Origin of the sequence: Collinsella sp. AF36-3AT (genome assembly GCF_003475205.1) — a bacterium.
Classification (GTDB): Bacteria; Actinomycetota; Coriobacteriia; order Coriobacteriales; family Coriobacteriaceae; genus Collinsella; species Collinsella aerofaciens_AF.
In genome coordinates this window covers 165747-192055 of the sequence record NZ_QROZ01000002.1, presented here as the reverse complement: position 1 = coordinate 192055, position 26309 = coordinate 165747, and the positions used below count along the sequence as shown (strand labels likewise).

Here is a 26309-nt window from a genome sequence, read left to right as displayed (position 1 = left end):
GATGTACAGTATCTCAAATTCCCGCAGCTCCCAAAACCACAACCCGCACAAACTAGCAGTTCGACTAGTCGTTGGGGACGTTCTTAAACGACCAGTCAAACAAGAACGTCCCCAACGACCAGTCATTTAAGAACGTCCCCAATGACTACTCCGTACAAAAGCAAACGAGAGTGGAAAATCCCCCACTTCAAGCCCGCGTTCGAGCCAAAAGTGGGAAATTATCCACTCTCGTTCTAATCTGGTTACGGTGCCGTATCCCCGAACTACATCAAGTTACAAACAGCTGCCGCGAAGGCTACGGGGTCCTCGGGGAGGATGCCCTCGACGAGCAGGGCCTGGTCGTAAAGCAAGCCGGAGTACTGCTTGATCTTGTCGGCGTCGCCCGCCTTCTGGGCAGCGACGAGCTTGGCGAAGACCGGGTGCTTGGCGTTGAGCTCGAGCACGCGCTGGCTCTTAGGCATACCGTCGGGCGCGCCCTCGGGGCCCTTCTGAAGCACTTTCTCCATCTCGAGCGAAAGCGGACCCTCGGTGGTGATGCAGACGGGAGCGTCAGTCAGACGCGCAGAGACGGCAACCTTCTCGACCTTGTCGCCGAGCGCCTCCTTCATGGCGTTAAAGAGGTCCTCGTTCTCCTTGGTGGCGTCCTCGGCCTCCTTCTTCTCGTCATCGGTCGCCAAGTCAAGATCGCCGGTCGCGACGTTCTTAAGCTCCAGGTGACGATCCTCGACCTCAGGCTCAGCGCCATCGGCAACTGCCTTCTCAGCAGCCTCGCGAGCAGCGTCATCCTCGTAGACCTTGGGCATATCGGCAGCCACGTACTCACGCATGGCCTGGAAGGTGAACTCATCCACGTCCTGCGTCAGCAGCAGTACATCGTAACCGCGGTCGAGCACGCCCTTCACGACGGGCATCTTGGCCAGACGCTCGCGCGAATCGCCGGCGGCATAGTAGATTGCCTTCTGGCCCTCGGGCATGCCCTTGGCATACTCGGCAAGGGTGATCATCTTCTGCTCCTTGGCAGACCAGAACAGCAGCAGGTCGGCGAGCTCGTCGGCCTTCATGCCGTAGCTCGAGTAGATGCCGTACTTCAGACCGCGACCAAAGTTCTCAAAGAACTTCTCGTATGCCTCGCGGTCGTTGTCGCGCATGTCCTCAAGATCGGCAGTGATCTTCTTCTCGACACGCTTGGCAATGGCCTTGAGCTGACGGTTCTGTTGCAGCGTCTCACGCGAGATGTTGAGCGTCACGTCGGCAGAGTCCACGACACCGCGCACAAAGTTGTAGTAGTCGGGCAGCAGGTCGTCGCACTTCTCCATAATCAGCACGTTGGAACTGTAGAGCGCCAGGCCCTTCTCGTAGTCCTTGCTGTACAGATCGAACGGGGCGCGACCCGGCACAAACAGCAGCGCATCGTACTCAAGCGTACCCTCGGCATGGAAGCTGATAGTGCGCGCGGGATCGTCAAAGTCGTGGAATGTGGACTTGTAGAACTCGTTGTAATCCTTCTGCTCAACGTCGGAGCTGCGCTTTTTCCAGATCGGCGTCATGGAGTTGACGGTTTCGAGCTCCTGGTAGTCCTCGTACTCGGGCTTGTAATCGTCGCCAGCATCCTCGGGCTTGGGTTTCTGACGGCTCTTGGACACCATCATCTGGATCGGGTAGCGCACATAGTTGCTGTACTGCTGAATCAGGCTCTTGAGGCCCCACTCGGTCAGGAAGCGATCGTAGGTCTCGGCCTCGCCGTCGGCGTCGAGTTTCTCGTTCTCGCGCAGCGTCAGAATGACATCGGTACCGTGCTCGGCACGCTCGCCATCCTCGATGGTGTAGCCCTCAAGACCGTCGGACTCCCAAACGTGGGCGGTATCCTCGCCATAAGCGCGGCTGACGACCTTCACATGGCTGGCGACCATAAAAGCCGAGTAGAAGCCCACGCCAAACTGACCGATGATGTCGACATCGGAGCCCTGCTGCTCGGCGTTCTCGGTCTTAAACTCCTCGGAGCCGGAGTGGGCGATGGTGCCCAGGTTGCGCTCGAGCTCCTCAGCGGTCATGCCGATGCCGTTATCCGAAATCGTGATGGTGCGGGCATCCTTATCGAAGGAGACGCGAATGGCCAGGTCGCCCTGGTCGAGCTTAACGCTCGGATCCTGCAGGCTCTTAAAGTTGAGCTTGTCGACGGCGTCGCTCGCGTTGGAGATAAGCTCGCGCAGGAAGATTTCCTTATTGGTGTAGATGGAGTTGATCATGAGGTCGAGCAGTTTTTTGCTCTCGGTCTTAAATTGACGCATGTGCAGTCCTTTCGCGCTACCCCCGTCCGCAAAAACGGCCCGGTTGCCCGAGCCGCATCGCAGACCTGCTATGTCCAGACTTAGATTTTATAACCCATTAGCGCGCATATATACATACGGAATCGAAAAACTGTATGTCCAAACGCTCTGATACGCCAATTGCCAAGGAGTGTCCCCGACTGCCGGCAGGAAATGAACGTCCCTATCTGCCATCTACGCGCTTGGCCATCCAAGCATGGGGCTGGCCCTCGTCTTCGTAGTCCACCGGGGCAATCTGCGTGTAGCCCGCCTTGGCATAGAGCGGCAGCACGTATTCCTGCGCATGCAGCTTAATGAGCTTGGCGCCGGCATCACGCGCGCACGTATCACTGGCCTCGACAATCTTGCTCGCCAGACCGCGACGGCGCATGCTCGGCAGCACAGCCACGCGCCCCATAATGTAGGTCTCCCCCGCCGCGACGCCTTCGTCCAAGTCGCACGCCGGCGACACCGGAGCCTCCGCGTCAGCCGCACGCTCAAGCTCTTCGGGAAACACGCGCGAGCAACCGGCAAGCTCGCCGTCTACATAGAGCGTCACATGAATGCAGTTCGGATCCTCGTCGATAGCGTCAAACTCGTTCTCGTAGCCCTGCTCGTCCATAAAAACGACGCGGCGCACCAACGCCGCGTCATCAAAGCATCCCGTCTTAAGTTGGATATCCATGGCTGCCCTTTCATTCAATGCGAACGTTAGGGACAGATTTTAGCGAAAATGAGCTCCGCGCACGCTAAACTTCGCGCGAGCCTTCGCCAGGCAGTCGTAATGACCCACGTTATGGGCATCGCTCGCGATGAAGCTGTACAGGTTCTGATCGAACAGGCGCTGTGCCGGCTTTTTCTCGCGACCAAAGCGACCGCCGGCAATAAAGTCCGCCGAAGCCTGCAGCTTGCAGCCCATATCGACCAGGCGCTCCGCCACGCTTACATCCTTTTGAACCGCACGATAGCGCTCAGGATGAGCGATGATCACCTGGTAGCCACGGCACTGCAAATCGTAAATCGTGTTCTCGTACTCTCTAAACGCATACGCATCGGCATGCGTCGAAAGCTCGAGCAGAAACTCGTTGGTCCCATCGAAATGCAAGTGATCCGCGGCATCGATACCAAGCTCAACGAGCTTTCGATGGTTGACCTCGAAGCCCATCTGGAGCGGAAAACCGTCAGCGTTATCGCGCAGCAGCTCAAAGGCATCCCACATCTTGTCGTAATCAAAATAGGGATCACGGCAGTGAGGAGTGCAAACGATTCTGGTTACACCGGCCCGCTTGGCAGCCTCGAGCATCGCCAAGCTCTCTTCGAGATCGGCGGCGCCGTCGTCTACACCCGGCAAGATATGGCAATGAATGTCACGCATAGGTCAGCCTTAATCAACTAAACGTTTGCTCGGTTGGTGAAGATGCCCTTTTTGGAAGTGCCCTGATCGTCGGAGCCCTTCTTAACCTTCTTACCGTCCTTGGTGTAGTAAGAATAGTAGTACTCGCTGGTCTCGGTCTCACAGTAATTCATGACGGTACCGATGAGCTTGACCTTCTCGGACTTCTTAAGCTGGGCGATAGCGTTGAGCGCCTCTTCGCGCTTGGTAAAGTCCTCGCGCACCACGAACAGCGCGCCGTCGGTCAGGCTGGCAATCTCGGCAGCATCGATGAAGGTGCCGACCGGAGGAGCATCGAAGATGACGTACTGGAACTTAGCAGACAGTGCCTTGACCAGCTTGGCAAAGCGATGGGAGACGATGATGTCGGCAGGATTGGGAATATGCGGCTCGGCATCGAGGAAGTAGAAATTCTTCTGACCTGTCTCGACAATCGCCTGGTCGATAGAAACCTGCTCGGACAGGACTGCATAGAGTCCGCCGCGGGAGCGGACGCCGAGCATATCGGCAAGGGACCTGCGACGCATATCAGCCTCGACCAGCAGGACACTCTTGCCGCTCGTGGCGATTGCCTGAGCAAGGTTAATGGAAACCGTAGACTTGCCCTCGTTGGGAATCGAGGAGGTAACGGTGATGGTGCGAATGGGGTCATCCACGCTCGCAAAGCGGATGTTGGCCAGAAGGGTCTTGGCGGCATTCTGTACAACGAGCTTATCGGTGTTCTTTGCCTTAGCCATGCCTATTTACCACCTTTCATAGCCGGAATTCGGCCAACAACGGGAATACCCAGGAGCTCTTCTGCCTCTTCAGCACCGCGGATGCGGGTATTGAGCATGTCTGCCAAAACGACATAGGCAACTGCGATAAAGATACCGGCGAGGAACGCGACGGCAATATACAGCGTGCGCTTGGGGCCGCTGGGGGCTTCGGGGGTCTTAGCCTCGTCGATAACGTTGATGCTCTGGGCAGCGCCGACGTTCTGAGCGACCGTACTCACCGAGCTGGCCATGGCCTTTGCGACCTTAGCCGTCTCCTTGGCATCGGTGCCGGTAACCGAAAGCGTAATGACACGCGTGGTGGTCTCGGAGGAAACAGACACCTTGTAGTCATCCAGATCGGTGAGGCCCAGTTCATTGGCTGCACCGCTCTTAACGCTATCGCTATCCAGCAGCGTGGCGATATCGTTGGAAAGCATCTGGCTCGCCGAGAGATCGTTGTAGCTCATCTGACCGCTATCGTCGGTCTTGGCGAGAATGTACATGCTCGTCGTCGCGGTGTAGGTGTTGTCCATCGCAACGAAGGACACGATGCCCATGGCGATCGCGCAGACCACCGGAAGGGTGATGACCAGCTTGAGGTGCTTTTTGAGCAGCTGGAACAGTTCGAGAAGGGTCATGCAGCTTGCCTTTCATTTCCCCAGTTCGGATTGACAAAACTGTCCGTATGTTATCGCATCTTTTTACCGAGACCAAACTCTATACATAAGAAACAGGCTCTCCTGTAAAAATGTCGGAAGCAATCGTAAAATTGCACAACAACGCCGCACCCGAAAGTCAAATGCGGCGTCTATATCAATATCTATGTTGTATCGCTATGCGAATGGCTCGTCCTGCTGTATGGGAAACGTCACCGTAATGGTGGTCCCCACACCCAACTCGCTCGACAGATCAAGCGTGGCGTGATGATACAGGGCCGCATGCTTGACAATGGCAAGCCCCAGGCCGGTTCCGCCGCGTGCCTTGGACCTACTCTTGTCCACGCGATAGAACCGCTCAAATACCTTGCCCTGTTCTTCAGGCGCGATACCGATTCCCGTGTCGGCGACAGCGAGGAACGGATGGCCTTCGTCGTTGGTGCCGCACTGCAGCGTAACCGTACCTCCGGGCCGATTGTAGCGGATGGCGTTGCTTGCCAGATTATAGATGAGCTCGTCGACCAAGCGCGACACGCCTTCGATGACCACAGGCTTGGTCTCATGACTTATCGTCACATTCGCCTGACGGGCAACCTGTTCAAGACGCTGTTCAACCGCGTAGATCGCACGCGAGAGCTCAATAGGCTCCGTGGACCCAATGGGCACCGCCTCGCCCTCAGTTGCACGTTCGGCCTCGTCCAAGTTAGACAGCGTAAGGATGTCGTTGACAAGCGCTGCCAAGCGGCCCGCCTCACGATAGATGCGACCGCCAAAGTTGCGCAGGTCGTCCTCGCCCTCGACCATGCCATTTGCGATGAGCTCGGCATAGCCCGAAATCGCCGTAAGCGGCGTCTTGAGCTCATGGGTGATATTCGCCGTGAACTCGCGGCGCATACGGTCGTTGTCCGCTAGCACCGCCATTTGGCGCTTGAGTTCCTGGCGCTGCGACTCGATACGCTCAAGCATGGGGACCATCTCGGCATAGGCGTGCTCATAGCTACGGCGTGGGTGATCCAAATCCACCTCTTGCAACGGCGCGATGATGGCACGGGACTCACGGCGCGCCATAAAAAACGAGAGCACTGCACCCGCTGCTGCGATAAGCAGCATCGGCGCCAGCATCGACAGCAAAATCGCCGCAACACCAGGCTGGGCCTGCGCCAAGCGAACGACCTGGCCGTTATCAAGGGTGACGGCGCGATACAGCATAATCTCGTCGAGTGTAGAGCTTGCGCGCTCCGCGGAACCCGAACCACTCTCAAAGGCCTCGATGACCTCGGGGCGATCGCCATGGTTGGGCAGTGTGGAAGGCGACGCCTCGTTGTCGTAGGCAACAGATCCGTCCTTATTGATCAGCGTGATACGAAGATCCTCGCGATCGAGGCTTCGCAAGAACGGAATGGGCTCCTGCTGCTCGTCGAGGGCGGCAGCAATGAGCTCGGTTTCCTGCGCCAGATTGGCACTCGTGGCATCCGCCAAAGTGTTTTGCACAAAGAACGCACCCAGCACCGTAAACGCCACGATAACCGCCATGGCGCAGACAAAGATCGTCACAAAAACGCGGTGCGACAGCGTATGTTTTCCCTGGGGGGCGAAGACCACGGGTTACTCCTCCGATGCGGTGGCCGCGGTGTCGTCGCCTTCGGCACCACCACCGGCAGAAGGCTCGGCCAGGCGATAACCCACGCCACGCACGGTCTCGATGGCGCTGGCATGCTCGCCCAGTTTTTGGCGAAGCGTCTGCACGTGCACGTCAACGGTGCGCGAACCGCCGTCGAAGTCCCAGCCCCACACGCTCTGCAGCAACGACTCGCGGGTAAAGACCACGCCGGGCTTGCGCATGAGATACTCAAGCAGGTCGAACTCGCGCAGGGTGAGCTTAAGCAGCTCGCCGGCAACGGTCACCTCGCGATGGCTGGGCGAGAGCACGATGTCGCCCACACTGAGCACATCGCTCGCCTGCTTGACCATGCCGCCGCGACGCAGCAGTGCGCGGCAACGGCTCGCAAGCTCCATGAGCGAAAACGGCTTAGTCAGGTAATCGTCGGCACCGCCATCGAGCGCCATCACCTTGTCGAGTTCGGTGTCCTTGGCGGTAAGCATCATGATGGGCACCGTCGCCGTCAGGCGATCGGCACGCAGGCGGCGCATAATCGCCAAGCCATCGGTGTCGGGCAGCATGATATCGAGCAGCACAGCATCGGGCACCCGTCGCGCCACGGCAGCTTTAAACTCGCCATCGCACGAAAAGCCCTCGGCCTCGATTCCCTGCTTGCGCAGCGCGTAGACCGTCAAATCCCTGATGTTGTCATCGTCCTCGACGTAATAGATCATGTTGAACCCCTTTGCGGCCGATATGACCGCATCTTAACCCTAAAAGCACCTGTAAAAGACAGCGTCAGCCAAAACGCCCCGTCAAATAATCCGCCGTGCGCGGATCGGACGGATTTTTGAAGAGTTGCGCGGTAGGCGCGTGCTCCACCAGCTCACCCAGCAAAAAGAACGCAACCGAATCGGAAATACGCGCGGCCTGCTGCATGTTGTGCGTCACGACCACCAGCGTGCAGGTTTCCTTGAGCTCGCAGGCAAGCTGCTCCACCACGAGCGTCGACACGGGGTCGAGCGCCGAGGTCGGCTCGTCCATCAGCAGAATGTCGGGCTGCACGGCAAGTGCGCGGGCGATGCACAGGCGCTGCTGCTGTCCACCCGAAAGACCCAGGCCCGGCTCCTTGAGCTTGTCCTTGACCTCATCCCATAGCGCAGCGCGACGAAGGGAGTCCTCGACCAGCTCATCGACCACGGCGCGGTCGCGCACACCCATACCGCGAGGACCGTAGGCGACGTTGTCGTAGATGCTCATGGGAAATGGGTTGGGGCGTTGGAACACCATGCCCACGCGCTGGCGCAAACGGCAGATGTCGCAATCGCCCAGGATATCTTGACCATCGAGCGCAATCTTGCCCTCGATGCGGCAATCCTTGATGCCGTCGTTCATGCGGTTAAAGCAGCGCAGCAACGTGGACTTTCCGCAGCCCGAAGGCCCGATGAACGAGGTGATCTGCTTGTCGCGGATCTTGATATTCACGTCCTTGAGCGCATGGTGGTCGCCATAGAACAGGTCGATGCCCTCGACGTCGATGCGCGTCGGCGAGGCGGCAAGATCCTCTGCCGTGGGGCGAGTCGCATCCCCAACCTCGCGCTCATGCGCGGCCTCGGCCTGCGCTTCCATGAGTTCTTCAAGCTCCGTGGGCTCCACAGCCGCAGCAGCCGTCATACCGCACACCTCCATATCGATATCAATTCAGCAGTATCGATAGTAGGAATCGCGGCTCATACGCACGTGAGCACATTGTCAAGTGTTTGTAAGGGCACGCTAGCTATGCGGCGGGCAGCTCGATGGTGAATATCGTGTGTTCGGGCGTCGATTCGCATGCAACGGTACCGCCGTGTGCCGCGATGATCTCCTTGGCAATAGCAAGGCCCAAACCGGCACCACCGCGATTGGTCGCACGCGCCGCATCCAGGCGATAGAACTTCTCAAAGATCACCTTGAGCTTAGCCGCAGGGATAGGATCGCCCTGATTGATAAAGCGCACGCGCACGCCGCCGTCGTCCCGGCGTCTGGCCTCAATCGTGATAGTCGAGCCCTCATAGCTATAGGCGACGGCGTTTTTCATGATGTTGTTGAACACGCGAGCCATCTTGTCGCCATCCACGAGCACCGTCAGGTCCTCGCGAATATCAACTTGGGCTTCCTTATGCTGCTCGTTGAGGATGGGGTAGAACTCGTCAGCTACCTGAGCCAGCAGCAACCCCAGATCAACATAGCCGCGCGTGAGCACGATATCGTGGAAGTCAAAGCGCGTGATATCGAAGAACTCTTCGATGAGCGCATCGAGCCGGTGCGCCTTGTCGAGCGCCACGCCCGTAAAGTGCGCACGTTGCTCAACCGGCAGCTCAGGAGCCTCTTGCAGCAGCGAAAGATAGCCCACCACACTGGCAAGCGGGGTGCGTAGGTCATGTGCCAAGTACGTGACCAGATCGTCCTTGCGATGCGACTCGTCACGCAGAGATTGCCGCACCTTGCGCTCACGGTCACGCACGCGGTTAAGGGCGCCCTCGACCTCCAAGAAGTCGCCGTCAATGTTGTCCCAGGTGTTGGGGTGAACGATCAGGCGATCTTGAATACGAGCGGCCAGCACACAATCGGCATGCTGCTCGCCCCGCTCGTAGCCCTGGTAGTACAGAGCACGGCCGCAAAAGAACAGCACGCACACGGCAAGCGCCAGCACAAAGCCAAGCATGTTGAATACAAAGCCGGCATCGAACAGCACCGGCCCTTCGATGCCGCCGAGCGCCATGGCGCCAATCGCCAACGTCATGGCCCACGCGGCACCGCCAATCACCACGCAACGGCGCACGATTTCGAATCGATCGATCAGCAAAAAGCCGACAAGCAGCACCGCTAAGATTCCGGCGATGTTGTCGATGCCAATCAGCAGCAGGCTCAGCAAAAAGAGCAGCACCGTCGCAAGCGCGCGGTTGTCGACGACTGCCCGTACGTATTCAAAGAGTCGATCGGGCACCTCGAATGCCTGCCTATCGTCTTTTGTCATATCCACTTCCCCACCATCAAAGGCGCTATTCGATTATGTAGCCGACGCCCCAGACGTTTTTGATAAAGCGCGGCTTTTGAGCGTCGTCGCCAATCTTTTCGCGCAGGTGGCGAATGTGCACCATCACCGTATTGTTGGAGCCGGGCATAAAATCCTCGTTCCACACCGCGCGGAACAGATCCTCCACGGCTACCACGCTGCCGCGATGCTCAACCAGATACAGCAAGATGGAATACTCGATGGGCGTGAGGCGCACCGGTGCACCGTCTACCGTTACGGAACGAGCATCGCGGTTGATCTCCAGGCCGTCGAGCTGGATGGTCGGCGACTCGGCCGCCTGCGAGCGGCTACCGTAGCTGGTGTAGCGGCGAAGCTGAGCGCGCACACGCGCGATGAGCTCCAGCGGACGGAACGGCTTAACCACGTAATCGTCCGCGCCAAGCGAAAGGCCCTCGATCTTGTCTTGCTGGGCATCGCGCGCCGTCAGCATGATCACGGGATAGGTATGGCTGGAACGGATCGTACGCAGTAGCTCAAAGCCATCGATATCGGGCAGCATGACATCCAACAGTGCCAGATCGAACTCCTGCTCCAGGATTGCCTTGGCAGCATCGGCCCCGCTATAGGCAATCTGGACATCAAAGCCCTCTTTTGTAAGGTAGATACCAACCAAGTCGGCGATGGCCTTCTCGTCATCAACTACCAAAATGCGCTCGTTCATGCGTGCTCCTCTCGCGCTCCATTATGCCCGAGGCGACGCACGCCACACACAACAAGCGTGGGTGATTAAGTCGGCCTTAAGCACCCTTGTGCCCGTTCGGGCGCGGATGTGGGCCACGCACGCACGCGATGATCGCCGACGCCGGCAAACGATATACTCTAGTTCCAGAAGAGACCATCCCGTCGAAAGCGAAATCCGTGAAGTCCCTCACCTCTTTTGCAAAGCGCTCAGCCCAGCTTGCCGCCGGCTTTGTCTGCGCTATCGCCCTTGCCGCTGGCGTGCCCACCGTCGCCGGCGCCCAAGTACTCACGACCGACAATGTTTGCGGCAAAACCGCCGATGCGCGCGGCATCACGGCCGAAAACCTGCCCGATATCGATGCGACCAATGCCCTCGTCATGGGCAAAGACGGCACCGTCTACTATGCCCGCGGCGCCGATGAGCAGGTCAAGATTGCCTCGATCACCAAGGTCATGACCGCAATCCTAACCGTCGAGAATTGCAAGATGGACGAGAAGGTCACGGTGAGCAACGCCGCAGCCACCGTGGGCAATTCAACAGCCGGCCTACTCGAAGGCGACGAGCTCACCGTGAAGCAGGCACTGCGCGGCCTGATGATTCCCTCGGGCAACGATGCCGCCATCGTGCTCGCCGAATATGTGGGCAAGAAGATCGACCCTAAGACCAAAGACGCCGAGGCAACATTTGTGAAAGCCATGAACGAGCGCGCTAAGAAGCTCGGTTGCACCGGCACGCTTTTTGAAAACCCGCATGGTCTGGACTTTGATGAGTGGGCTGGCGATATGCACTCAACCGCACACGACGTAGCGCTGATGATGCAGGAGGCCATGAAAAACGACACGATCCGCGAGGTCGTAGCGAGCGAAGATTCCTGGATCGAGGTCACGGGCGCCGACGGCACCGACCATTCGCATTCCATGGACACGCATAACTATTTGCTAGGCCAAGATGGCAACATCGGTGGCAAGACCGGCACCACCGATGATGCAGGCTATTGCTTTACGAGCGCCTACAACCGCGATGGCGACGAGATCTACACCGTCGTTTTGAACTCCACCACCACCGACCAGCGCTTTACCGATACCGCAACCCTTGCCAATTGGTACTACGGTCACAAGGTGACGGTCGCAATCGCCAACACGCAGGAAAAGACCGCCAACGGCAACCCGCTTATGGCGCGCATTGGCCAAGCCGACTGGACGGATAAGACGATCGACGCCACGCTCGCCGATCCTACGGCGCAAGCGACCGTGTTTTCCCTTGCCGGCGAGGTGACCGAAAAGGTTAGCTACGACGATCTTTCGGGCACGGTGCATGTGGGCGACAAGGTGGGCAGCGTTACGCTCAAGCAGGATGGCACCAAGATCGCCGTCATGGACCTGGTTGCCGACGAGGAAGGCGCAGGGCCGAATCCCATTGAGTGGCTACTCGTGAAGCTCGATCGCTTGGGCCGCCGCATCGACAACCGCCCGCTCACGGCAGAAAGCGAGACCGTCGCCAAGGCGCCCGAGGTGTAGTGCGCAAGAATAATAAGCCCACTGAAGGGAGGCGTCCGAAAGGATGCCTCCTTTTTTGAGGTTCGAATCCCCAGCCGCCATTCTTGATAATAAAAAGGGCCCCAAATGGGACCCTTCTTCAAATTCGTACTGGCGGAGAGCTGGGGATTCGAACCCCAGATGCCCTTTTGGGGCATACTCGCTTAGCAGGCGAGCACCTTCGGCCTCTCGGTCAGCTCTCCGTAACAGCCGTTCTATAGTAACCAAACAGCCAAGGATGAGCAAGAGGAAATTTTCTAATTGCCTAGCAGCCTTTCCTTCTTGAAAGCTTCGCCTACCCCAGCGAGCGGTTGAGGGAGCCGAGCTCGTCGTTGCCCATGGTGCGCCACATTTGGAAGATACAACCGCGCGCCAGGAAAAAGAAACCGTTGTCGACCAGTTGCACAGCGGCATCTGCCAGCTGATTCGTCACGGCGGACACTGGCGGCAGCTCTAGTCCAGCCTTGTGGATGGTCTCGACCGCTTCCTCGAACGTCGGAGGCTCGCTGACACCCATCTCGTTCATAAGGCCCTGCATTTCTTCCAGCGCGCTGCTGCCCGACTCCTCGCCGCGCGGCACCAGACGGTAACAAGCCAGCGCCAGGTCGAGCTGATCGCAATTCCAATAGGCAAACGCCAAGCGATAGAACAGGTAGCCGATTGCAGAACGATCGCTGGCAATACGTAGGCCGTGGCGCGCCACCTCGATAATCTCGTCAAAGCGCTCCAGACGCGCGAGCACGTTGATGAGCGCAAAGTGCGACTGCATGGACGAGCGCGCCAGATCGTAAAGATGGCGCACCTCGGGCAGTGCTCGTTCAAAGTCCTCTTGCTCGGCGTAAAAACTGCAGATCTCGTGCTGGGCAAAGTACAGCGCATCGGGCGCACGAAGGATTCGCACAGAGCGGTCTTCTTCCAACACCGGTAGCACCATGCGCACCAGCTGGTTATCGCAAAACTGCGTTTGAACCGGACCTGTCGCCAAAAGCTCGGCGACGGCGCACTTAGCCTCCAACTCCTCGACAAGACGGGAAAAGCCTTCAAAAGCACCTGTACGGTCGACTTTTGCCTGCTCGCGCAATTCAACAACACGGGCCACGTATGGGTCGTCGTCCTCTTCCATGACCTCCAACTCGTCAGCCGTATCGGCAAGCAGCAGATCGCGCAGCGCCGGCGGCAGCGTGCGATGGTCATCACGCGGACGAGCATGAACCTCCGCAGGCTCAATCGTCTCCGGAGCGGTTGACTCATACGCCTCAAGTACACGCTTGCACGGCATATCGTCCATGTCCATGCTCTCAAGATCCTTGACGACAGGCACGCAATCGGCCAGATAGGCCGCGCGCCCAAAGAAATACGTTGCGACAACGCGCTCGCCCTGCTCACTGCCGGGAGCAGCAATCTGCACATAGCAGCGCGTGATGCAGGTGCCCGCGGCAAAACACGCTGCTGCAAGCGTGAGTGCCACGCGCGCATCGTGCTCCGCGGCCCAGATCGCACGCGCGTCCTCGTCCAACTCGCGCCAGGCGTCATCTTGAGCGTCGTATTCACGTTGCGGCATGGCATCAACGACAGACTGCCCAAACCGAACGAGCATGATCCCCTCGGCAACGTTTGCCCGATAGGTATAGTCGAGCCGCGTGACCACGTTAAGTGCCTCGACAATACGCGCGAAGCGGGTACGCACATCCCACTCACCGCCCGGCTGGCAAGCCACCGTACCCGGTTTGCCCCACGGGTTATCGCTCGAGGCCGTATCGAGCAGTCGAGGAACATCGTTGGTCGTCTTGGCGATATGCCACGCATCAAAGAGCGCGCAGCCCTCAAGGCTCGGCGAGGATGCCGCAGGGACCAATCCGGCCCCGATGTGCTCAAGGATGCCGGAGAGACGGTTAAGACGGCACTCGATGGCAAGCAGCATGTCAATCTCGTCCTGGTCCAGCAGGCTGCGATCAAAATTGAGATAGAAAAGCTTTGAGCGATCGATGCGAGCCAGGCTCATCTCGGACTTAGCGGCGATGGTGCGCAAGCGGGGCAAGTCAATTTCACTCATAAGGGCGGCGGCATAGCGCTCGATACCGCTCGGATTCTCGGCATGGTCAACGCGGTAGAGCAGCGTCTCGATAGCGTCAGGGAGCGGTGCCGTGTTAAAGCCCAAAAACACCTCGACCGGCTCGGGCAACTTTACGAGCTTGATCTTGTCGACAACGTTTTGCATACCCTCGTCGAGTCCGTCGGCGTCCGCCGTGCTCGCAATGGTATTTTCGGAGTCAGCGAATATCACGTAGCGCAGGAACATCGATGCCATGAACTCACCGTAAGGAAGGGAGCGGGTCGAATTCCATGTCTCGTGATCGGACTGTTCGCGCATGGGGCCTTCGGGAGAGCCGACGGTTCGCGCGCACGCGCGCATCGTGCCGTTTGCTCCCCTCACCATAATCTCACCAATACCGGAGTCCGACTCGTCAAGGACCAGTTCCATGTCGGGATCGTTGGGCAGCGGAGCCTCGCTAACGGGGCGGTCCACCTTGTACACCTCACCCGAAACGCTTACGTAGCCCAAAAGCGACACATGGCTTTTGCCAACGAATTCGACGACATAACAAGATTCATGCTGATCCTCGCCAAAGAGTTTCCAGACCACGCCATATGAGCGTCCCGCAGGCTGCTCGGACATCGCCGGAAAGCGCTTCTTGGGATCGAGAAACCTGAGCTTGTATGTCGGACGCTCTGCCACGAAATATCACCCTGATCGGTCGCTTGAGAAGGAGTGGTCGCGAATAAGTCGCGACATCTACTCGGAATCTTACACGAGTCGACAGGAAATCGTCCGCTTTACGCCCGCGCCTCGACCGAGGTTCGAATCAATGCGGTGTTTACGTAAAAGAAAAGCCCCCGTTGCCGGGAGCTTTAATCTCAAATGGTGCGGCGTATAGGATTCCGCGCATCCGCTGCGCGGATCCGCACCGGCTTCGCCCGCCTGCCGGCGTGCTCGCCCGCGGGCTAAAAACGCTCCGCGTTTTCTTTACGCCCGCGCCTCGACCGAGGTTCGAATCCATGCGGTGTTTACGTAAAAGAAAAGCCCCCGTTGCCGGGAGCTTTAATCTCAAATGGTGCGGCGTATAGGATTCGAACCTATGACGTTCTGATTCGTAGTCAGACCCTCTATCCAGCTGAGGTAACGCCGCGACTTGTTGATTATTATGCACAGGGACTGAATAATGGTCAAGCATTTTTTCAAAAAAAGTTATCGAATTTGATTTTTAATCATTTGATGCAGTCGATCGACTCGATACTTTCAAACACGGCGAAAGCAACTCCTCAAGTATGTCGACATATAAGAAAAGCCTCCGTTACCGGAGGCTTTAAAGTTCAGTTGGTGCGGCGTATAGGATTCGAACCTATGACGTTCTGATTCGTAGTCAGACCCTCTATCCAGCTGAGGTAACGCCGCAACGCACGGATTATTATGCACGCGAGCCCCCGATGGGTCAAGCGACAATTAGAAAAAATTTTACGGAGTGATAATTAAGTTGTTCGTGCCTCGACCGAGGTTCGAATCCATGCGGTGTTGCCATAAAAGAAAAGCCCCCGTTGCCGGAGGCTTTCAATTTCAATTGGTGCGGCGTATAGGATTCGAACCTATGACGTTCTGATTCGTAGTCAGACCCTCTATCCAGCTGAGGTAACGCCGCAGCGCAAGACATATAAAACCACTTTAGCTTATTGGAGTCAAGCACAATCTCAAACTTTTTTGTGGTACGCAGTTTTGTCATGCTGCTCCGCATATACCGTCGTTCCCCGTACGATCGATTGGCTTTTCGATCACGTCAAACTTAGCATCAAGTTCCCTCAGGAGCGATCTCACCCGCTGGGCACAATCATAATCGGCAAACGAGATACTCAACATGCGAGCAACCTGGTTAGATGTCCGGACCCCATAGAAATGCTCCAGGGCCACAAGCCCCTCGTGCGCCACAAACGTCTCAACCACATGCGGCGACTCCTCGTAGCACCATTGGGTCAACGGACCCTCGCTCGTCTGTCGAACCACCAGGCCACCCATGCCAGACGGCTCACACGTCACAAGCAGGTACTCCCCGCCCTCGTCGCTCTCAAACAAAACCACCCGATCATCAAACAGCTCCATCGCGTCCCCTTTCTCTCGCTCTTATTTAGCAAAAGCATAGCAGGTAGATGGCTGTATACAGAACAGTTGTTCGTGTGTTTTCTATTGAGCTGTCCGCACAGCATGGTATGGCCGCACACAAAAAGGGCACCCCAAAAAGGAGTGCCCTAGCAAATCGCTTATGCAGCCAATCTACGCGACCGGCTCGATCTTCTCGAGGCCACCCATGTAGGGACGCAGAACCTCGGGGATCGTGATGGTGCCGTCAGCGTTCTGGTAGTTCTCCAGAATGGCTGCCATGGTACGGCCAGCCGGCAGACCGGAACCGTTGAGGGTGTGCAGATAGCGCGAACCCTTGAAGTTCTCGGGGTCGCGATACTTGATGTTGGCGCGACGGGCCTGGAAGTCACCGCAGTTGGAGCAGGAGCTGATCTCCTTGTAGGCGTTGTAGCTCGGCAGCCAGACCTCGACGTCGTAGGTCTGACGGGCGGAGAAGCCCAGGTCGCCGGTGCACAGGCTAATCACGCGATACGGAAGACCCAGCTGCTGCAGCAGGAACTCGGCCTCGGCGGTCATGCTCTCGAGCTCCTCATCGGACTCCTCCGGCTTGGCAAACTTTACCATCTCGACCTTGTCGAACTCGTGCTGGCGAATGATGCCGCGGGTATCGCGACCAGCGGAGCCGGCCTCCTCGCGGAAGCAGGGGGTGAAGGCGGTGTAGCGGCGCGGCAGGGTATCGGCGTCGAGGACCTCACCGGCGTGCAGGTTGGTGAGCACGACCTCGGCGGTGGGGATCAGGAAGTTGTCGCCCGAGACGTGATAGGCGTCGTCCTCGAACTTGGGCAGCTGGCCCGTGCCGAACATGGTCTGACGCTTGACGACGATGGGCGGCCACCACTCCTTAAAACCACGGCTGGTGTGCGTATCGAGGAAGAAGTTGATGAGGGCGCGCTCAAGACGGGCGCCGGCGCCACCGAGAACGGTGAAGCGGCTGCCGGAGAGCTTGTTGCCGCGCTCGAAGTCAAGGATGTCGAGGTCGGTGCCCAGATCCCAGTGCGGCTTAAAGTCGAAGTCGAACTCGCGCGGGATGCCCCAACGACGGCGCTCGATGTTCTCGTCCTCGTCCTTGCCGTACGGCGTGGCCTCGCAGGGAATGTTGGGCAGGTGAGCCATGAAGTCGTACTGCTCCTGCTCGAGGGCGGTGCGGCGCTCGGCCAGACCGTCAATCTTCTCGTTGACGGCGCGCACGGCCTCCTTGGCGGCCTCGGCCTCGTCCTTCTTGCCCTCCTTCATCAGGGCGCCGATCTTCTTGGACTCGGCATTGCGCGTGGCTTGAAGTTCCTCAACCTCGGTGATGACGGCACGACGCTCGTCGTCGAGCTCAAAGAACTTCTCGCGATCCCAAGACGTCTGGCGGTTAGCCATGGCGACATCGATGGCATCGGGGTTCTCGCGAACAAACTTGATATCAAGCATTAGATCCTCCGGCGATATACATTCCATTTAGGTTGCAACCTTGTACATGTATGGGCAAGTATATACTTATGAGCGTTTACGACCCAACTCAACTACGCAAGAAGGCACCCAATGGACGCAGTTTTTTCCTTTTTGTTTGGCACCCGCACCGGTTTTGCCATCCTTTTCGCCGGCGGCATCCTGCTGTTTGCGATTATTGCCTTTGTAATGGAGAAGCGCACCCATAAGATGTATGTCGACCGCGGCCCCAAGTCCGAGGACGAAGAAGACAGCTTCTGGGACTAACCTGCCAAAAAGGGACAGGTTTATTTTGGTCGGTTTTATCTGGGCAAACGCAAGTGCCCCGCAACTGGAATTGAGCCAGTTGCGGGGCACTTTTCGCTAAAAGGACAAAACCGCAGGAAAAACCTGCCAAAATAAACTGTCCCTTTTTTGGTCGGTTTTACTGGAGGGTTGCGTCGATTGCCTTGACCAGGGCGCTGCGCATGCCGGCGTCCTCGAGTGCAACGACGCCCTTGATGGTGGCACCGCCGGGCGAGCATACGGCATCCTTCATCGCCGCAGGATGCTGGCCAGTTGCAAGCTGCAGCTTTGCCGTACCCAGCACCATCTGGCTCACAATGCGATAAGCATCCGCACGCGGGATACCGTGCTTGACCGCCGCGTCGCCCAGGGCCTCGATTGCCATGGCGACAAACGCCGGAGCGCAACCACCCACCGTGCCGCCCACAAACAGCAGGCTTGTGTCGAGCTCGACGACAGCGCCAAGCTTACCGAGCAGGTCGAGCACCACAGCACGCTGCTCGTCGTTAAGCGTCGAAGCCTTCTCGCAGGCGATGACGCCCTCGCCCACCGAAACCGGCGTGTTGGGCACCGTCGAGATATGCGCGACGCCCGGCAGGACCTGCTCCCACTTGGCACTGTCCCAGGTCCAGGCAACCGACAGAACGACCTTTTTGGCAAGAGCATCCTTGAGCGGGGCGAATACCTTCTCGATCATGTACGGTTTGACCGCAGCGACCACGATATCGGATGCGGCGACAACCTCGGCGGCATCGTGGCAGGCGACCATGCCGCGCACCTCGCAACGCTCGACCAAAGCATCGTAGCGGCCTGCGCAGGCGCACATGTCGCCCGCGGCCACGCCGGCGGCAATCCAGCCATCGGCCATAGCACTCGCCATATTGCCAAAACCGACAAATCCGATCTTCATATCACACAGTCCTCTCAGATGCGTTCCTCAAAAACGAAAGTCATTGTCCCACGCTATTGTTTCGTATTGCCGACCTACTTGTGATACGGCTCGCCACGGCTAATCTTGCAGGCGCGGTAGATCTGCTCCAGCAGCACCACGCGCGCCAGGTTGTGCGGCAAGGTAATGCGCCCAAAGCTGAGCATCTCGTCGGCGCGGGCGCGCACCTCATCACTCACGCCGTCCGAACCGCCGATTACAAAGGCAATGTCGCTACTACCTCGCAGCATAAGATCGTCGAGCCTCGCCGAGAGCTCCTCACTCGAACGCTCCTTGCCCTCAATGGCCAGCAAGATCACATGCGCTCGAGACGGCAAGGCAGCAAGAATCGCCGCCCCCTCCTTGTCACGCGCAGCATCCACACCGCCCGCCTTAGCCGGGTCGATATCGGCCACCTCGCGGATATCCACCTTGGCATAGGCACCCAGACGCTTGGTGTACTCAGCGCACGCGTCCTTCCAAAAGCGCTCCTTGAGCTTACCAACACAAACGACGGTGTATTTCACGCGCGCCTACTCCTTCGAATCGTTTTGAACTTTGCCGGCAGCCAGCATCTGCTCGAACATAGAGGCCGACTGCGAGAAGTCGCTCGGCAACACGACCGTCGAGTTTTTGCCCGTACGTGCGAACTCCGTCATCATCTCGGTCCACTGCGTAAACATGAACAGCTGGTTGGCCTCATCGTTGCCAACGCCTGTCTCCTGGATAATCTCGAGCGAATCCTTGATGCCCAACGCGATAGCTTTGCGCTGGTTGGCGATGCCTTCGCCTGCCTTTTCCATCGCCTCAGCCTCGGCGGTCGCCTCGGTGACGCGCTTGATGCGGTCTGCCTCGGCGAGCTCCTGTGCCGCAGCGCGCTTGCGCTGGGCGGCGTTGATGTCGTTCATGGAGTTCTCAACCTCGGTCGGCAGTGCGATTTTGGTGATGAGCGTCGACACGAGGGTGAAGCCGTAGGCGGCCATCTGCTCGGAAACGGTAGCGTTGACATCCTTGGCGATGTCATCCTTCTTGGCAAAGACCTCATCGAGTGTGTAGACAGGAATCGAAGAGCGCAGGGCGTCGGTGATGAAGTCGCGCATCTGGTCGACGGGCTCCTGCAGCATATAGTAGCTCTTGTAGATGCCCGAATCTGCCGGGCCGGCGCCCATGTCATAGCTCACGTGGTACTGAGCGGAGACCTCAAGGCCAATGGTCACGTTGTCCTGGGTCTTAACGTCGATGCCAAAACCATTTTTCATGGTGCGCAGACTCACCGTGGCGGCCTTGCGGTCAATCACGGGCACCTTCACGTGGAAGCCCGCGTTGACGATACGATTGAACTTACCCAAGCGCTCGATGATCACAGCGTGCTGCTGCTCAACGACGTAGCAGGCGTTGGGGAGCAGCAACAACAGGATGATGATGGGAATCAAAAGGCTGGTAAGGGCGGCGATGATACCGGAAAACAGCATGGTCTCTCCTCTGATAGGCACACATTGGCACTAGGATACCCGTCCAAGGAGATCGTGCATAACAAAAAAGCTCCCATTGCTGGGAGCTCTTTCATTTAATGGTGCGGGCGAAAGGACGTCCGCGTATCCGCTTCGCGGATCCGCACCGGCATCGGCCGCCTGCCGGCGTCCTCGCCAGCTCGCTAAAAACGCTCCGCGTTTTCTTGACGCTCGCTCCTTCGCAGGTTCAAGTCCCCGCGATGGGCCCATAACAAAAAAAGCCCCCATTGCTGGGAGCTCTTTCATTTAATGGTGCGGGCGAAAGGACTTGAACCTTCATGGGGTTGCCCCCATACGGACCTGAACCGTACGCGTCTGCCAATTCCGCCACGCCCGCGTGCAGGAATTAGAATAACGGAGCGCCACCGCGAACGCAAGAACTATTTTTGAAAAAGTTTGCAGGCATTTTCCCAAGCGGCATGCGCGATTGTTTCGGCGTCCTCACCAGTGCGATCGACACGGTCGTTAACCAGCGCGTTTGCCGTAATGGAGATCATTGCGGGCTCGCATTCAAGACCGCGGATGGGCTCCGGAGCCATATACGGGCAATCCGTCTCGAACAAAATTCGATCGAGTGGGGTTGCCGCAAATGCCTCGCGCACGTCTTCGTTGCGCTTAAAGGTGGCCGCACCACCATAGGCGATATAGCAGCCCAGCTCCACAAAGCGCTCCATCGTGGCGCGGTCCTCGCCAAAACAGTGCAGCACACAACCGGCCTGGGGCACGCCCACCTCACGAAGCACGTTGTAGGCGTCCACGTGCGAGGTACGCTCCTGGTCCATGTCCTCGTGACGCAGATGCAGCTCCACCGGCACGTTACGACACACGGCAAGCTCGAGCTGGCGCGCCATGCAATCAATCTGCACGCTGTGGGGCGCCGGCGTGATGTCATCGTCGTAATCCATGTGGTAGTCCAGACCGATTTCGCCAATACCGGCACACAAAGGGTCATCAAGCGCAGCAACAACCTGCGCGTGAATGTCGTCGGTATAGTCCGGCGCGCCATACGGATGCACGCCGGCAAGATACTTGATCTGCGGGATATCCTGCATCGGCAGAATTTCGCGCACGAGCCAGTCGCTATAGTCCGTCACGCTGCGCTTGTCGGCGATAGGGTCGAAGACCGTCACCAACAGGTCGATGCCTGCCGCCTTGGCACGCACGAGTGTCTCGGGCACATCCTTGCCCCAGAACGAAAGCAGATGCGCATGCGTGTCGGCAAGCGGTGCCAAGGGTACGGGACAAGCAACCGTCTTCTTTTTCTTGGTAAACGTCACGCGTTCGGCATTAAGCGTCATGGGAAAGCTCCCGAGCCAGGCACACAAAGTCGGCGACGCCGAGCGTCTCGGCGCGCGTGGTGGATGCGATACCGCAAGCCTCAAAGGCGGCATCGAGCACGTCCTTGGCAAAGCCGTTGGCGCTCATGGAATTGCGGATGGTCTTGCGACGCTGAGCAAACGCGGCGTCGATCACACGAGTCACAAACTCGCGGTCGAGGCCCTCGGGTACCACGCCGTCAACGCGATCGATACGCACGACGGCCGAGTCCACGTGCGGTGCCGGCATAAAGCAACGTGGCGGCACCTCAAAGCGACCCGTAACCTGCGCATACAGGCCGAGCTTTGCCGTGTAGCCGCCATAGGTCTTGTTACCCGGCACCGCGGCAATGCGATCGGCAACCTCCTTTTGAACCATGACCACAGCACGCTTGAGCGCGGGCATCGTCTGGAAGAACTGCAGGATGATCGTCGCCGCCACGTTATAGGGCAAGTTCGCGACAAATACCGTCGGCTCACCGCCCGCAGCCTGCTCAATCTGCTCCGGGCCCACCTTAAGCGCGTCGCCCATGATAAAGCGGAAGTTGGCATAGTCGGCGGCGTGGGCATCGAGCACCGGCTCAAGCTCGGGATCGGCCTCAATGGACGTAACGCACGCCGCTTCCTGCAGCAACGCAAGTGTCAACGTACCGCAACCTGGACCCACCTCGAGTACGCGCTCGTCACCTGCAAGCTCGGCAAGCTCGCAGATACGTTCGATCACATGATTGTCGATTAGAAAGTTCTGGCCCAGGCGATGCTTGGTCGCAAGGCCAAACTCCTCCAGCAGCTCCCTTGTTGCCGTGGGGTTTGCCAAAGGCGAAGTTGTCATAGTTGCCTCCTTAGCATGATGGCGGCGTCTTGAAACGAAAGGGCATGGACCGTTGCGGCCATGCCCTTACATCTAAACAGCAAATTGCCGATATGGCGCTCGTGCGGTCTCTACGCCAGACGCGGGAACAGCGGATCGCCCTTCTCGACGGGCTGACCACCAGCAAGCAGGCCCCAAGCGCAAATGCCCTTGAGGTCGTCGGTCGCGGCCTCGTTCTCGCAGGACAGGCGGCGCAGGGCCTCGGCAGAGGTCTGAGGCATGAGCGGCATCAGCAGGTGAGCGGCAATGCGGATGGCCTCGAGCAGGTTGTAGATCACAAACGCCAGCTCGTCAGCCTTGGCCTCGTCCTTGGCAAGTGCCCAGGGCTCGGAGTCCTCGATGTAGTGGTTGGCGGCGTGGATGAGCTCCATGACCTCATCCTTGGCTCCGCCGTAATCGAGCACGTCCATCTTGGCCATGTAGCGGTCGACCAGGCCATCGGCGATCTTTGCCAGCGGGTTGTCGAACGCATCGAACGATGCGGGCTTGGCGGGCGCGCAACCGTCAAAGTACTTGCCGCTCATGTTGAGCGAACGCGAGATAAGGTTGCCCCAGCTGTTGGCCAGGTCGGCGTTGTAGACCTGCTCCATGCGATCGAAGCTGATGGCGCCGTCGGTACCGGGAACGACATCGGTCATAAAGTAGTAGCGATAGCCCTCGACGCCCAGCATGTCGATAACGTCCTGCGGAGCGATGGCGTTACCGCGGCTCTTGGACATCTTCTCGGCCTTGCCGGTCTCGGCATTGCGCACGGTCAGGAAGCCGTGGGCAAAGACGTGCTCGGGCAGGGCCTCGCCGATGGCCATGAGCATGGCGGGCCAAATGACGCAGTGGAAGCGGATGATGTCCTTACCCACGATGTGGAACTGCGCGGGCCAGCGATAGGCCAGCTCGGCACGCGCCTCGTCGGTGTCGACACCGTAGCCGACGGCCGTCATATAGTTGAGCAGCGCGTCAAACCATACATAGGTCACATGGCCCTCGTCAAACGGAACCTGGATGCCCCAGTCAAAGCTCGTGCGACTCACAGAAAGGTCGTTGAGGCCGCCCTCGACAAAGCTGCGAACCTCGTTCATGCGGAACGCAGGCTCGACAAAGTCGGGGTGCTCGTCATAGAGCTTGAGAAGCTTGTCCTGGAAGGCGGAAAGCTTAAAGAAGTAGGACTCCTCCTGGACGCGCTCAAGCGGACGGTGGCAGTCGGGGCATAGATGCTGGCCGACGCTGCCGTACTCCTCGTCGCCCTTCTGGACCTGCGTATCGGTGAAGTAGGTCTCGTCAGGCACGCAATACCAACCGTCGTAGCTGCCCTTATACAGATAGCCGGACTCCTTCATGCGCTCCCACAGGTACTGCACGGCATGATGCTGGCGCGGCTCGGTGGTGCGGATGAAGTCGTCGTTGGAGATCTCGAGCTTGCTCCAAAGCTCCTTGAAGTGCGGAGCCTGGCTGTCGGTCCACTCCTGCGGCGTCATGCCATGCTTGGCTGCGGCCTCGGCGACCTTCTCGCCGTGCTCGTCCATGCCGGTCAGGAACTTGACGTTATAGCCGGCGGAGCGGCGATAGCGAGCCTGAACGTCGGCGATGATGGTGGAATAAGCCGTGCCCAGGTGCGGATCGGCGTTGACGTAGTAGATGGGCGTCGTGATAAAGAACGAAGGCTTGCTTTGATCCATGGGGTTTGTCCTCCAGAAAAACGTTGCATACAGGGGATGATTCTAGCGCAAGGGCTGGATATCCTCCATCTATTGCATATCGAGCACCATGGCATAGACATCGCGCTTGCGGCGCGAATACTTCTGAGACAGGCGCTTGGCCACCGCAGAGGCGGGCTCCCCCTCCTCGAGCGCGGTGCGGATATCCTCGCGCAGGGCATCGTCGGGATCCGCTACCGCAGCGCCAACCGGCGCGATGCCGGCCTCCTCGTCCTCGCTCGGCGGCGCGATGACCAGCGCAATCTCGCCCTTTACCTCGCCGCGAGCACGCAGCTCCTCGGCAAGCTGGTCAGCGGGCCCGCGCAAGACCTCCTCGTGCAGCTTGGTGAGTTCGCGGCAGACGGCAAGCTCACGCTGGGGAAAGACCTCCGCCACGGCCTCGAGCGTCGCCACGATGCGATGTGGAGACTCGTAGAAGATGAGTGCGCCGGGCACCACGGCAAGGCGCTGCAAACGGCGCACACGGTCGCCGTGCTTTCGGCCCAAAAAGCCCTCGAAGAAAAAATGCTCGCAGGGAATGCCGGACGAAACGAGTGCCGTGACGCAAGCAGAGGGTCCGGGAATAACTTCGACAGGCACATCGGCCTCACGCGCCGCCTCGACCAGCGCCTGGCCGGGATCGGACACGCTCGGCATGCCGGCGTCCGAGGCAAAGGCGAGGGTCTCCCCCGCCAGCAGACGGTCGACCAGGCCGGCAGCGCGGCTAGCGATCACATTCTCGTCGCAACGGACAAGCGGCTTGGAAATACCCAGGTGCATCAGTAGCTTTGACGTCACACGCGTGTCTTCGCAGCAAATGGCATCGGCGGCGGCAAAAGCCTCGCCAACGCGCGGGGACAGGTCGCCTAGGTTGCCGATGGGCGTGCCGACCACATAGAGTTTGCCCGTATGGGCGCTGTTTTGCGTCATATCAACCTATTCAATCATGCCGCGCTCGAGCGTACCGAGCGCCGCGCGGGCGTCCCATGCTGCAATGCGCTTCTCGGTCTTCCACGTTTGGAAGAACCAACCGGCAGCCGGCGCAAACGAAGCCAGCTGGTTGGCGATAAACACGCGCTCGTAGGCATTGCGGCCCTCGGGCGTAACCGACGAGTTAGCAAAGATCGCCGCGCCCGACCATTCGCCCACCAGCACGGGGAACCCAGTCGAAATCGCCTCTTTAAGCTCGCGCTTGTTACGCGAAATCGCCGTCGTCAGCCCGCGGGGGCTCGTGATGTCGAGCGCATACTCGTCGCGGTAATGGTACAGGTGAAGGTCCATGTAGACGTTCTTGTACTTGGCGCCGCGCATAAAATGCTTCCACTCGCTGGGATGCCCCGACGACGAGAAGACGACGATCTTATCCTCGGGCATATACGAACGGACGAGCTCGTAGGCATCGCGATAGAAATTGCGCAGGTAGTGAGCGGGAATGCCATCCGTCATGGTGAAGAGGCTCTTGCGAACGCTCATCTGCGGCGTGTCCAGCAGCTCAATGCCCAGCAGGCTCTCGGCCTCGCCATAGCGATCGGCCAAGCGCTCGAGCACGTCGAGTGCGACATGACGGCCGTTGGTGGACGAATGCCACTCGGCAACAGCCTCCGGCGTGGTGGGCGAATCGTTGGAATCGCCCTGGCCACCGGGCACGGTTGCCAGATCGAGCAGCACGCGGATGTCGTACTTGGCAGCCCACTCAATTGCGCGGTCGATGTAATCGACAACCGATATGTAGGAGGCATCGGACTCCTGTGAGCCAAAGGCATACCAGGGCACCGGCAGACGCACGGCATTGAGACCGATCTGCGCCATGCGACGAAAATCGTCCTCGCTCACAAACGTCTCGTAATGGCGGCGCATGCGCTCGTTATAGGCGGCGGTACCCATGGCCTCCTGTAGCTCGGCCGCGTTGGATGCACCGGTCGCCGCGTACAGCGACGGGGTCACCCAAGGCTCGGGAATAAACCAGCCAGAGAGATTAACGCCGAGTATCCTCTCCATCACTGCCCCCTTCGGATCATGCAGGTCGAACCCGCATCGTATTGCATAGGATAAGTATCGTTTTGAGTATACCCGCGTGT

The 26309-nt window shown here is 58.8% G+C and carries 23 protein-coding genes and 5 tRNA genes; 2 read left to right on the top strand and 26 right to left on the bottom strand.

Annotation, left to right across the window (positions count from 1 at the left end; genetic code table 11):
- Window positions 1-263: 263 nt before the first annotated feature.
- The 10 genes from htpG to DW003_RS03215 all read right to left on the bottom strand — a co-directional run bounded on the left by htpG (window position 264) and on the right by DW003_RS03215 (window position 10450).
- On the bottom strand, window positions 264-2288 hold the full coding sequence (gene htpG / locus DW003_RS03260; protein WP_118387507.1) for a molecular chaperone HtpG: 2025 nt from the start codon (window positions 2286-2288) through the stop codon (window positions 264-266).
- A gap of 202 nt (window positions 2289-2490) precedes the next feature.
- Window positions 2491-2991, bottom strand: a complete 501-nt coding sequence (locus tag DW003_RS03255) for a GNAT family N-acetyltransferase (protein ID WP_117637372.1) — start codon at window positions 2989-2991, stop codon at window positions 2491-2493.
- A gap of 39 nt (window positions 2992-3030) precedes the next feature.
- Window positions 3031-3681 carry a tyrosine-protein phosphatase gene (locus DW003_RS03250; RefSeq protein ID WP_055250497.1) on the bottom strand — a complete coding sequence of 217 codons (651 nt, stop codon included), beginning with the start codon at window positions 3679-3681 and terminating at the stop codon, window positions 3031-3033.
- A 17-nt stretch (window positions 3682-3698) separates the two neighbouring features.
- Window positions 3699-4436 (bottom strand): CpsD/CapB family tyrosine-protein kinase, encoded by a 738-nt coding sequence (locus DW003_RS03245; protein WP_117736214.1) that lies wholly within the window; start codon window positions 4434-4436, stop codon window positions 3699-3701.
- A gap of 2 nt (window positions 4437-4438) precedes the next feature.
- Window positions 4439-5095, bottom strand: a complete 657-nt coding sequence (locus DW003_RS03240; RefSeq protein ID WP_118288828.1) for a YveK family protein — start codon at window positions 5093-5095, stop codon at window positions 4439-4441.
- Window positions 5096-5290: 195 nt separating this feature from the next.
- Window positions 5291-6715, bottom strand: coding sequence for a cell wall metabolism sensor histidine kinase WalK (locus tag DW003_RS03235; RefSeq protein ID WP_117634258.1), 1425 nt, complete (start codon window positions 6713-6715; stop codon window positions 5291-5293).
- Between the two features lie 3 nt (window positions 6716-6718).
- Window positions 6719-7447: a response regulator transcription factor gene (locus DW003_RS03230; RefSeq protein ID WP_118387505.1), complete on the bottom strand. Its 729-nt coding sequence runs from the start codon at window positions 7445-7447 to the stop codon at window positions 6719-6721.
- 64 nt (window positions 7448-7511) lie between these two features.
- On the bottom strand, window positions 7512-8387 hold the full coding sequence (gene pstB, locus DW003_RS03225) for a phosphate ABC transporter ATP-binding protein PstB (RefSeq protein WP_199665659.1): 876 nt from the start codon (window positions 8385-8387) through the stop codon (window positions 7512-7514).
- Window positions 8388-8490: 103 nt separating this feature from the next.
- Window positions 8491-9729 (bottom strand): sensor histidine kinase KdpD, encoded by a 1239-nt coding sequence (locus DW003_RS03220; protein WP_118387504.1) that lies wholly within the window; start codon window positions 9727-9729, stop codon window positions 8491-8493.
- A gap of 25 nt (window positions 9730-9754) precedes the next feature.
- Window positions 9755-10450, bottom strand: coding sequence for a response regulator transcription factor (locus DW003_RS03215; RefSeq protein ID WP_118387502.1), 696 nt, complete (start codon window positions 10448-10450; stop codon window positions 9755-9757).
- Window positions 10451-10647: 197 nt separating this feature from the next.
- Here DW003_RS03215 and DW003_RS03210 point away from each other — a divergent pair, with 197 nt between their 5' ends.
- Complete coding sequence (locus DW003_RS03210; protein WP_158573175.1) at window positions 10648-11988, top strand: D-alanyl-D-alanine carboxypeptidase family protein; 1341 nt, start codon at window positions 10648-10650, stop codon at window positions 11986-11988.
- 130 nt (window positions 11989-12118) lie between these two features.
- Here the strand turns inward: DW003_RS03210 and DW003_RS03205 are convergent.
- The 7 genes from DW003_RS03205 to serS all read right to left on the bottom strand — a co-directional run bounded on the left by DW003_RS03205 (window position 12119) and on the right by serS (window position 17611).
- Window positions 12119-12209: transfer RNA gene (locus DW003_RS03205), tRNA-Ser, on the bottom strand.
- A gap of 92 nt (window positions 12210-12301) precedes the next feature.
- Window positions 12302-14743 carry a lipopolysaccharide assembly protein LapB gene (locus DW003_RS03200; protein ID WP_118387498.1) on the bottom strand — a complete coding sequence of 814 codons (2442 nt, stop codon included), beginning with the start codon at window positions 14741-14743 and terminating at the stop codon, window positions 12302-12304.
- A gap of 374 nt (window positions 14744-15117) precedes the next feature.
- Window positions 15118-15194, bottom strand: a tRNA-Arg gene (locus DW003_RS03195).
- A 189-nt stretch (window positions 15195-15383) separates the two neighbouring features.
- Window positions 15384-15460, bottom strand: a tRNA-Arg gene (locus DW003_RS03190).
- Between the two features lie 164 nt (window positions 15461-15624).
- Window positions 15625-15701, bottom strand: a tRNA-Arg gene (locus tag DW003_RS03185).
- A gap of 77 nt (window positions 15702-15778) precedes the next feature.
- Window positions 15779-16156: a hypothetical protein gene (locus DW003_RS03180; RefSeq protein WP_117583806.1), complete on the bottom strand. Its 378-nt coding sequence runs from the start codon at window positions 16154-16156 to the stop codon at window positions 15779-15781.
- Window positions 16157-16327: 171 nt separating this feature from the next.
- Window positions 16328-17611, bottom strand: coding sequence for a serine--tRNA ligase (gene serS / locus DW003_RS03175; RefSeq protein ID WP_118387496.1), 1284 nt, complete (start codon window positions 17609-17611; stop codon window positions 16328-16330).
- Window positions 17612-17722: 111 nt separating this feature from the next.
- Here serS and DW003_RS09990 point away from each other — a divergent pair, with 111 nt between their 5' ends.
- Complete coding sequence (locus DW003_RS09990) at window positions 17723-17896, top strand: DUF6724 family protein (protein ID WP_168170424.1); 174 nt, start codon at window positions 17723-17725, stop codon at window positions 17894-17896.
- A gap of 157 nt (window positions 17897-18053) precedes the next feature.
- Here the strand turns inward: DW003_RS09990 and proC are convergent, their stop codons facing one another.
- The 9 genes from proC to DW003_RS03130 form a co-directional block, all read right to left on the bottom strand.
- A complete protein-coding gene (proC, locus tag DW003_RS03170) occupies window positions 18054-18824 on the bottom strand; it encodes a pyrroline-5-carboxylate reductase (RefSeq protein WP_117655499.1) in 771 nt (256 codons plus the stop codon).
- A 74-nt stretch (window positions 18825-18898) separates the two neighbouring features.
- Window positions 18899-19369, bottom strand: coding sequence for a 23S rRNA (pseudouridine(1915)-N(3))-methyltransferase RlmH (rlmH, locus tag DW003_RS03165; protein WP_035136824.1), 471 nt, complete (start codon window positions 19367-19369; stop codon window positions 18899-18901).
- A gap of 6 nt (window positions 19370-19375) precedes the next feature.
- Window positions 19376-20314: an SPFH domain-containing protein gene (locus tag DW003_RS03160; RefSeq protein WP_117757556.1), complete on the bottom strand. Its 939-nt coding sequence runs from the start codon at window positions 20312-20314 to the stop codon at window positions 19376-19378.
- A gap of 289 nt (window positions 20315-20603) precedes the next feature.
- Window positions 20604-20690: transfer RNA gene (locus DW003_RS03155), tRNA-Leu, on the bottom strand.
- A 43-nt stretch (window positions 20691-20733) separates the two neighbouring features.
- Window positions 20734-21651 (bottom strand): TatD family hydrolase, encoded by a 918-nt coding sequence (locus DW003_RS03150; protein WP_118387494.1) that lies wholly within the window; start codon window positions 21649-21651, stop codon window positions 20734-20736.
- A complete protein-coding gene (gene rsmA / locus DW003_RS03145; RefSeq protein ID WP_118387492.1) occupies window positions 21641-22501 on the bottom strand; it encodes a 16S rRNA (adenine(1518)-N(6)/adenine(1519)-N(6))-dimethyltransferase RsmA in 861 nt (286 codons plus the stop codon). The genes DW003_RS03150 and rsmA overlap by 11 nt, the downstream gene beginning before the upstream one ends.
- A 110-nt stretch (window positions 22502-22611) precedes the next feature.
- Complete coding sequence (metG, locus tag DW003_RS03140; protein WP_089572678.1) at window positions 22612-24213, bottom strand: methionine--tRNA ligase; 1602 nt, start codon at window positions 24211-24213, stop codon at window positions 22612-22614.
- A 69-nt stretch (window positions 24214-24282) separates the two neighbouring features.
- Window positions 24283-25161 (bottom strand): 16S rRNA (cytidine(1402)-2'-O)-methyltransferase, encoded by an 879-nt coding sequence (gene rsmI / locus DW003_RS03135; RefSeq protein ID WP_089572680.1) that lies wholly within the window; start codon window positions 25159-25161, stop codon window positions 24283-24285.
- A gap of 6 nt (window positions 25162-25167) precedes the next feature.
- Window positions 25168-26229 carry a glycoside hydrolase family 5 protein gene (locus tag DW003_RS03130; RefSeq protein WP_055309641.1) on the bottom strand — a complete coding sequence of 354 codons (1062 nt, stop codon included), beginning with the start codon at window positions 26227-26229 and terminating at the stop codon, window positions 25168-25170.
- Window positions 26230-26309: the final 80 nt, after the last annotated feature.